The organism is Vallitalea sediminicola, from assembly GCF_054408565.1.
In genome coordinates this window covers 1-261 of the sequence record NZ_BTPT01000326.1, presented here as the reverse complement: position 1 = coordinate 261, position 261 = coordinate 1, and the positions used below count along the sequence as shown (strand labels likewise).

The 261-nt window shown below is 31.4% G+C and carries 1 protein-coding gene; it reads right to left on the bottom strand.

From position 1 onward, the window contains the following. The coding region (locus tag ACX6CF_RS26920; protein WP_458788449.1) for an ATP-binding cassette domain-containing protein at positions 1 to 206 on the bottom strand (206 nt) is incomplete at its 3' end. Between the last annotated feature and the right edge of the window lie 55 nt (positions 207 to 261).

Genomic DNA, 261 nt, shown 5'->3' with positions numbered 1-261 from the left:
AAATCCAATTTTTCATCATCTAGATATACATTTCCTGATGTTGCTTTTATGGCACCTGCAAAAATTTTGACCATAGTAGATTTTCCAGAACCATTCTTACCTAATAACGCATGAACTTGTCCACTTTCAAATGTAGCAGTTACATTATCTAGTGCAAGAGTTCCGGGATATTGTTTGCTTATGTTTTCAGTTCTTAATGTACTCATAATTATCCTTTCATATAAATTAGTCATATATTAAGAGGATGATAATAGTCCTCTT